Source organism: Caldivirga sp. MU80 (genome assembly GCF_001663375.1).
Classification (GTDB): Archaea; Thermoproteota; Thermoprotei; order Thermoproteales; family Thermocladiaceae; genus Caldivirga.
The window spans coordinates 1-5,003 of sequence record NZ_LCTF01000057.1; the positions used below are offsets into that span (position 1 = coordinate 1).

8 protein-coding genes are annotated in these 5,003 nt (G+C 50.6%); 4 read left to right on the plus strand and 4 right to left on the minus strand.

Annotation, left to right across the window (positions count from 1 at the left end):
- Positions 1-169: 169 nt before the first annotated feature.
- Positions 170-1,477 carry a phosphomethylpyrimidine synthase ThiC gene (gene thiC, locus AAX04_RS11275; RefSeq protein WP_066798339.1) on the minus strand — a complete coding sequence of 436 codons (1,308 nt, stop codon included), beginning with the start codon at positions 1,475-1,477 and terminating at the stop codon, positions 170-172.
- Positions 1,478-1,574: 97 nt separating this feature from the next.
- Here thiC and AAX04_RS11280 point away from each other — a divergent pair, with 97 nt between their 5' ends.
- Genes AAX04_RS11280 through pdxT form a run of 3 tightly spaced genes read left to right on the plus strand, consistent with a single transcriptional unit; the run spans position 1,575 to position 3,725 of the window.
- Positions 1,575-2,033: a PaREP1 family protein gene (locus tag AAX04_RS11280; protein WP_066798341.1), complete on the plus strand. Its 459-nt coding sequence runs from the start codon at positions 1,575-1,577 to the stop codon at positions 2,031-2,033.
- A gap of 50 nt (positions 2,034-2,083) precedes the next feature.
- Positions 2,084-3,109: a pyridoxal 5'-phosphate synthase lyase subunit PdxS gene (pdxS, locus tag AAX04_RS11285; RefSeq protein WP_066798343.1), complete on the plus strand. Its 1,026-nt coding sequence runs from the start codon at positions 2,084-2,086 to the stop codon at positions 3,107-3,109.
- Between the two features lies 1 nt (position 3,110).
- Positions 3,111-3,725 carry a pyridoxal 5'-phosphate synthase glutaminase subunit PdxT gene (pdxT, locus tag AAX04_RS11290; RefSeq protein ID WP_066798347.1) on the plus strand — a complete coding sequence of 205 codons (615 nt, stop codon included), beginning with the start codon at positions 3,111-3,113 and terminating at the stop codon, positions 3,723-3,725.
- 20 nt (positions 3,726-3,745) lie between these two features.
- On the opposite strand, the gene AAX04_RS11295 is transcribed toward pdxT, so the two are convergent.
- The 3 genes from AAX04_RS11295 to AAX04_RS12105 all read right to left on the minus strand — a co-directional run bounded on the left by AAX04_RS11295 (position 3,746) and on the right by AAX04_RS12105 (position 4,624).
- Positions 3,746-4,102 carry an aspartyl protease family protein gene (locus AAX04_RS11295; RefSeq protein ID WP_066798345.1) on the minus strand — a complete coding sequence of 119 codons (357 nt, stop codon included), beginning with the start codon at positions 4,100-4,102 and terminating at the stop codon, positions 3,746-3,748.
- Between the two features lie 33 nt (positions 4,103-4,135).
- Complete coding sequence (locus AAX04_RS11300) at positions 4,136-4,417, minus strand: hypothetical protein (protein ID WP_238377878.1); 282 nt, start codon at positions 4,415-4,417, stop codon at positions 4,136-4,138.
- Between the two features lie 63 nt (positions 4,418-4,480).
- A complete protein-coding gene (locus AAX04_RS12105) occupies positions 4,481-4,624 on the minus strand; it encodes a hypothetical protein (RefSeq protein WP_156519846.1) in 144 nt (47 codons plus the stop codon).
- A 134-nt stretch (positions 4,625-4,758) separates the two neighbouring features.
- Between AAX04_RS12105 and AAX04_RS11305 the strand changes: the two genes are divergently transcribed.
- A partial coding sequence (locus AAX04_RS11305; RefSeq protein ID WP_156519847.1) for a hypothetical protein occupies positions 4,759-5,003 on the plus strand: 245 nt, incomplete at its 3' end.

A 5,003-nucleotide genomic window follows, 5' to 3' on the forward strand; every position in this document is an offset into this window, starting at 1 on the left:
CGTTCGGGGCATGCGAAAATAACAGTACCCTCATTGCTTAATTTCTCGAAGAGTTCGCGATTTATGTATGGGAGGCAGGCGGACACTATGACTAACCTATCCGTGTTTAAAATTGGCGACTTAACCCAGGTGCTCAACACCCAGGGGTGAGTTAGTGAGTATTGGCACGTCACTGGGCACCACCCATGGTTTCGAGTTTCCTTATTTGCTCCATAACAAGCATCATTGGACAATAGCCACCACACATCGTGCATGCCCTAACCTTCGGCACACCAAATTGGGTGTACACCTTGTAGGCGTTTTCTGGGTCTATGAGCTTGGGTATCAACTTGTCCCACATGAGCTTGCCCCTATACGTACTAACCTCATCATCCCACCTCCTCGCCTTTCTACCCAACTTTACAATATCAGCTATGTGGGCTGCTATCCTGAAGGCTATGGCGCCCTCCTCAACCTGCCTAACATTCGGTAAGCCCAGGTGCTCGGCGGGTGTTATGTAGCATAGCAGGTCAGCACCGGCAGCGCCGGCGAGTGCTGCGCCGATTGCGCCTGCTATGTGGTCGTATGGGGCGGCCACGTCGGTAGGCAACGGCCCTAGAACATAATACGGAACACCCCCTGTTAACCTTTTCATGAGCTTCACATCCCACACAACCTCGTTAAGTGGCACATGCCCAGGGCCCTCAACCATGACCTGGACACCAGCCCTCAATGCACGCTTAACGAGCCTAGCGGCCTCTATCAACTCCGCAATGTGAAACTCGTCGTGGCTGTCGGCGGTGGCGCCCGGCCTCAGTGCGCCCCCTATCGATATAACGGCATCGTACTCCCTAAACAGCTCTAGAACATAATCCCACTTAACGTATAGCGGATTCTCGGCGTTATTATGCAGCATCCAGCCAATCATCATGTCGCCACCCCTCGATACAATAGGTATAACCCTATTGCTCCTCAAGGCCTTTAGGGCTAAATCCCTCGTGACTGCCGCGTGCAGCGTCATGAAGGACACACCATCCTTCAGATGCCTCTCTATCGTATTGAATAAGTCATCCTCAGTGAAGTAGGCACCACCACCCCTCCTCTTAAACGCGTCTATGAAGGCTTGGTAAACGGGTACCGTGCCCACGGGTATCCTCGACTCCCTAATAACTGCCCCACGGATTTCATCAAGGTCCCCGCCTGTTGATAGGTCCATCAACGTGTCGCCCCACTTATTCGCAACCCTAACCTTCTCCAACTCCATAGTTAAGTCAAGGACCTCGCTCGATGTGCCAATATTGACATTAATCTTAGTAGTTAATCCAAGCCCGACACCAGCCACCTTATCAGGCTCTTTAATGGACCTGATAATTATTACACGGCCAGTGGCAATCCTACGTATTAACTTATTGACATCAACGCCCTCACGCTCAGCGATAAGCTTGACCTCATCAGTAACCCTACCCTCCCTCGCCTCCTCAATCAAGGTCTTAGCCATTAATAACACTATTATTATTTTATTATTTAAGTTTTATCGGTATGAGGACGACGAGAAGTTGCTTTAAATAAGGCGCCAGGGATTGTGATTGAGTAAGATGGAGGAACTATTGAAGTTAATAAGTGAGGAGAGCAGGAAGCGGGGTATGGATCCGGAGCTATTCCTCGCAGACCTAATAGCGCAGAAACTCGACCCGAGAGAGAAGGTGAGTGTTTACTTGAAGCTTCATGAAGCACTCTTGAGGGAGGCTGAGGAGGAGTATGCGAGGGGTAATTTGGTTCAGGCGGGCGAGAAGCTCTGGGGCTCGGTCGTCTCACTGCTTAACGCGATCGCTGAGGTCAAGGGTTGGGAGCACTATAGCCATAGGGACTATGACGTAATAGTGCAGAACCTATATGAAGAGACTGGTGATAAGGAATTAGTACTTTACTTTGGCATGGCAGAGAGACTACATGCCAATTTTTACCACAACTTCATGAGCAAAGAGACCTTCGAACTCCATAGGGATTACGTGCTCAAGTTGATTAATAAATTGAAAGAATTCATCAAGCAATAGTTATTAAACGTTTAACAAAAAATAAGTAATTCCTTGCCGACCCTGTATTGATGTCGGTGAGCCAATCCTTCGAGTACCTGGAGAAACTTAGGGACTTCTTCTACGGCATGCTGGAGCTTAGGGATAGGCTGAGGGAGAGGGGCTTCATCTGGCCTAGGCCATACCCAGTGGATGGCTTAGTCGTTGGTACGGTTAAGGTTAAGGTTGGGTTTCCCGCGATGCTTAGGAATGGCGTGATTATGGATGTAACAAATGTTGAGCAGTCGCAGATCGCCGAGGAGGCCGGTGCGGTTGGCGTCATGGTGCTTGACAAGCTGCCATATGACGTGAGGAAGGCTGGTGGTGTCGCTAGGATGGCTGATATTAAGGTTATCGAGGACGTAATGAGGCACGTGACAATACCCGTCAGCGCCAAGGTTAGGATTGGGCATTATTACGAGGCATTCATCCTCGAATCAGTGGGAGTAGACCTAGTAGATGAGTCTGAAGTTCTCACGCCGGTTGATGAACAGCACCACATCAACAAGTGGCTCTTCAACGTACCATTCGTCAACGGGTGCAGGGAGTTGTGTGAAGCCCTTAGGAGGATTTCCGAGGGCGCCAGCATGATTAGGTCTAAGGGTGAGGCCGGCACGGGCAACGTGAGCGAGGCTGTGAAGCACTTCAAGGCGCTTTATAAGTCCATTGAGGAGTTGGCGTCGGCGTATAGGAGCGGTGATGAGGAGAGGCTCAGGGACTTCGCAAGGCAGTGCCAGGTACCTATCGAGTTAGTGACCCTAACGGCGAGACTTGGCAGGCTACCAGTGATAACCTTCGCAGCAGGTGGTATAGCGACCCCTGCGGATGCTGCGTTGATGATGTGGCTTGGGGCTGATGGCATATTCGTTGGCTCGGGCATATTCAAGTCCCAAGACCCAAGAGAAAGGGCTGAGGCCATAGTCCTCGCCACAGCCCACTGGGATGATCCGGAGATCGTTGTTGAGTCGCAGAGGATGGTTAGTGAGAGGAGTGCCATGATGGGTATGGATGTGAAATCATTAAGGCCCGAGGAGTTGCTCCAAGTCAGGGGTGTTTGATGTGAAGGTTGGTGTCCTGGCCTTACAGGGTGATGTGGAGGAGCACGAGCATGCGTTTAAGGCGGCGGCTAAGGAGTTGGGATTAACGATTGAGGTGGTTAGGGTAAGGAGGACTGAGCAGTTAAGTGATGTGAGGGCAATAGTGATACCTGGCGGTGAGTCAACTACGATAGGCTCGTTAGCGAACAGGGTCAAGTTGCTTGACGCCCTTAAAGAGCGCATAATCGACGGATTACCAACACTAGGTACCTGCGCCGGTGCCATATTCATGGCTAGGGAGGTTAAGGACTCAGTGGTTGGTGAGACAGGGCAGCCAATACTTGGCGTTATGGACATAGCCATTGTCAGGAACGCCTTCGGTAGACAGAGGGACTCCTTCGAGGTGGACCTCAACGTTGATGGGTTCGGCACTTTGAGGGCTGTTTTCATAAGGGCGCCGGCGATAGTGAAGGTTTGGGGAGATACAAAGCCCCTTGCGAAGCTTAGGTACCCGAGGGTTGGGGAGGTCATAGTCGCGGCCCAGGAGAATGCGATGTTAGCTACGGCATTCCACCCAGAATTAACAACGACAGCCATGCATAAGTACCTGCTTGAAATAGCCAGGGGTAAGGCGTAGCGTAAAAATCAACCTTAAGCTTAAACTGCTAAATGCCCTACATACCTCAACGTACCCGTTAATGAATCCACCTCCAGTCCCAGGGTCTCAAGAGCCGTCACCCCGAGTACCTGGGCATCGCCATCCTCAGCGAATATAACCTCGACATCGCCCTCGTACTCCCCATACCTAATGGTGGCCACGCCAACCCTCCTACTCACAACCCTACCATCGATCGTCCTAAACGACCTAACCATCCTAGGCCTTACGCCAATACCCTCAAGCACCCTCCCATCAATCCAGGTGAAGATCAATCCAGTATCGACTATTAACTCAACCTCGGCATTAGCACCCGAATCCGGGTTTACAACCAACACCTTAACCTTGGTTAAACCCACATAACTGCTTACGCTTAAACACAATATATAGCTCTAGCGCCTCTCCGAGGGTCTTAATTTACCTGGCGCCTCACCCCTGAACCTCCATAGCCCCCTACCAAAGGATTCAACCACGATTTCCAACTCCTCAACCAACATATCGCTTATCAACGGCTCATCGGCTAGCGGCGATACTAACAGGTCCGTGAGAACCTCCCCAGACTCTGCATCACTAGTAATGACCTTAACGAGGGCTATTCGCGGATAAAACCAAACCCTCAACGGACCACCTGCCGTATCCACAACCAATTCCTTAGACTCACTGGTCAGGGCCACAGCCCAAGGGCCTTAGCCGTACCTATCGGTATTAATAACTGCGGGGTCGGGGCTTCAAAGCCGCTATTGAGTAGTGCCACCTCCTCCGTAACCCTCTCCCCCACCCTTATCCTTAGTCTCAGCCTCACTGCCATTGAGGACCACCCTTATCCTACCGACGTAGGTGAAGGACTTGGGCTTGATCCTACCAATCCTAACCCTATCCATACAATCAATGCACTGCTTAGCAATTAATAAAATAAACTATCGCAATCGGTGAGGGTTTCGTGATGGATAATACCATGGACTTGTCAATGCAGTGGCTATTAAGACTTTAATAGTTAATTTATTTTAGTGATTATATGCGTAAGCGTGGTACCAGGGGTTTAGAGAGGATTAGGTGGTACGTGGATTACGTCCTCGACTTGGTTGGTATAGGGTTGGATGAGAGTAAGGACTTGGTGGCGCAGGTGAGGGATAAACTTGAGGAGGTTGTTGAGGAGGCTAGGAAGGGTGAGGTCGTGATTCCGGAGCAATCAATTTACCTAGGGAGAGGTAGGGAGTTCACCTTTGATGTTGAGGACATCCTCAAGTTCCTCAGGGAAGC